The following is a 2,148-nucleotide window of genomic DNA, read 5'->3' as shown; positions in this document are numbered from 1 at the left end:
GAGCGGCTTGGCTACCGCCCAGCTACACCACTGGTGGGGACGCGACCAGCTGCGACGTTGAAAGCAAGCCACCCAGATCGTTGTCTTGGGCGCAGCCATGGAGGTCTAACAACGAAAATCCATGCCCTAACCGATGGGCTTGGGCTGCCAGTCAGGATCGTCATCACGCCGGGTCATGCACACGACCTTACTGCGGTGAGCGAAATGCTTGATGGCATTGGTAATGGAGAGACGCTGTTGGCTGACAAGGCTTATGACGCCGACTGGCTGCGTAAAATCATAAGAACGCGGGGAGCGTGGGCGAATATTCCGCCGAGATCAAACCGGAAAGGCTCCATTGTCTTCAGTCCTTGGCTCTACAAAAAGCGCAACCTAATCGAGCGGTTCTTCAACAAACTCAAATGTTCTCGACGAATAGCGACGCGCTACGAAAAGCTTGGCTCGACCTTTTTAGCTATGACGAAACTCGCCTGCATCCGAGTTGTTCTTCGCCATTATGAGTCCGCGACCTACTCCGCAATCGTCCCTTTGGCAACGACATCTCGATCTATTGCCACGATTCCGATTCGTGTAGCTTAATCAAGCGCTCGCACCCGCCAAGCTCCTTCGATGTGCTCATGGCCCAATCTTGCACCTGCTGTTCAGATAGAGACAGGTTTGGGTCTCCGCTCTGCGCCAATAGCTTCAAGTTGGCCCCCTCCAACCTACCGATCGACATTTCGACATCCCGATAAATCTCTGTCTCAGGGCCGCAGCCTTGCCTCTTTAAATAGCCGAGAAACTTCGGCCTCATCGGGGCAGGGTCGGCACCAAGGCGAGCTTCCGGATCAAGCCCGCGCAAGTCGGCCTCGATTTGGTAAAGTTCGCCGATCCGCTTCACGCCTTCCTCGGCAATCGGCGCGACCCCCGTGCGGGTAATCGCCACCAGCTTGCGACGCGCGTGGGCCCAGCAAGAGGCCAGTTGAATGCTTGGCCCGACGCGATCTGGTGCGATTAGCCGATTGTACCCCGCATAGCCGTCCACCTGCAGGATGCCGGAAAAGCCCGGCAATATCCGTTCGGCGTGCTGTCCTCCGCGGCCGGGGCATAGGTGAAGGCAACGACGGGCGGAGCACCGCCGCCCCAGGGCCCATCATCACGCGCCAGCGCTCAGAAGTATCCGGCTTTGGTTTTGCGGGAGCCGGGATCGAGCACCGGGGCACGGGTCTCGTCCATGAAGAGCTTGGTCGAGCGCTTCAGCTCGGTGATCAGCGCATCAAAGACGGGACGCAGTTCAAAGGCTGCCCGGCCGACCCAATCGGCAAGCGTGGACCGGTCGATATCAATGCCCTGTCGGCTGATTTGAGCCTGCAGATAAAGCGGCAGATGATCGGTGTATTTGGAGACCAGCACATGTGCGACCGTGGCTTCTGTTGGCAAGCCCGCCTGGATCAACCGGGCCGGAGCCGGCGCCTGAACGACGCCGTCGGCGCAGGCGCGGCACGCATACTTGGGACGACGGGTGACGATGACACGGAACTGGGCCGGGATCACGTCCAGCCTCTCGGACACATCCTGGCCGATGCAATGCAGGCATCCGGCGCAAGCGCAGATCAGGCTTTCCGGTCGATCACCTCTTCGATCCGTGGGAGATGGCTGGGAAGTGAGCCGCGATTGGCCGCGCGTGGTTTGGAGACCCGTTTTAACGAGGGAGCATCGGCGTCTTCCTCGGCATGGACGGCCGCGATGGCCATCTCCAAATCCTCCAGTGCCAGATCGAACTGGTCGGGATCGGTCTTCTCGATTTGCGCCCGAAGGCCGCCTGCTTGAAGGCGGCAACCAGTCCTTCCAGCCGATCGATACCTCGAGGCGGTCGGCAACAGCTTCGATCATATGGAAGGTTCTAGTTCCAGAACTAGGCGCAGACATAGAAGCTCACAGCAGCTCATCGTGTCCGCTACCGATATCCGACCGCTCACCCCCTCCGCCAGACGGGGTCTGCTTGCCGCTTACAAACACCGGTTACCGTGATCACCTCAATCTGATGCTTCGTCATAGGACTACTCCTAGTGCTTGCACTGTAAGCGGCAAGCTGAGGCCGTTCAGCGGGCGTAGTTCCACGGCTGCAGCGCGACAACCAAGATGAGACGAAGCGTCAATCAAGATGAG

Annotated in this window: 3 protein-coding genes and 1 pseudogene; 1 reads left to right on the top strand and 3 read right to left on the bottom strand. The window is 59.1% G+C overall.

The window, feature by feature from the left end:
• Window positions 1-504: pseudogene (locus N181_RS31450) on the top strand (IS5 family transposase); the annotation flags it as partial.
• A 43-nt stretch (window positions 505-547) separates the two neighbouring features.
• Here the strand turns inward: N181_RS31450 and N181_RS35520 are convergent.
• Genes N181_RS35520 through N181_RS35510 form a run of 3 tightly spaced genes read right to left on the bottom strand, consistent with a single transcriptional unit; the run spans window position 548 to window position 1,733 of the window.
• Window positions 548-1,126: an IS66 family transposase gene (locus N181_RS35520; protein WP_272949745.1), complete on the bottom strand. Its 579-nt coding sequence runs from the start codon at window positions 1,124-1,126 to the stop codon at window positions 548-550.
• Window positions 1,127-1,149: 23 nt separating this feature from the next.
• A complete protein-coding gene (locus tag N181_RS35515) occupies window positions 1,150-1,551 on the bottom strand; it encodes an IS66 family transposase (protein WP_272949744.1) in 402 nt (133 codons plus the stop codon).
• Between the two features lie 41 nt (window positions 1,552-1,592).
• Window positions 1,593-1,733: a hypothetical protein gene (locus N181_RS35510; RefSeq protein WP_234892863.1), complete on the bottom strand. Its 141-nt coding sequence runs from the start codon at window positions 1,731-1,733 to the stop codon at window positions 1,593-1,595.
• Window positions 1,734-2,148: the final 415 nt, after the last annotated feature.

This window comes from Sinorhizobium fredii USDA 205 (assembly GCF_001461695.1).
Taxonomy (GTDB): Bacteria; Pseudomonadota; Alphaproteobacteria; order Rhizobiales; family Rhizobiaceae; genus Sinorhizobium; species Sinorhizobium fredii.
This window is presented reverse-complemented; position numbering and strand designations above follow the sequence as displayed.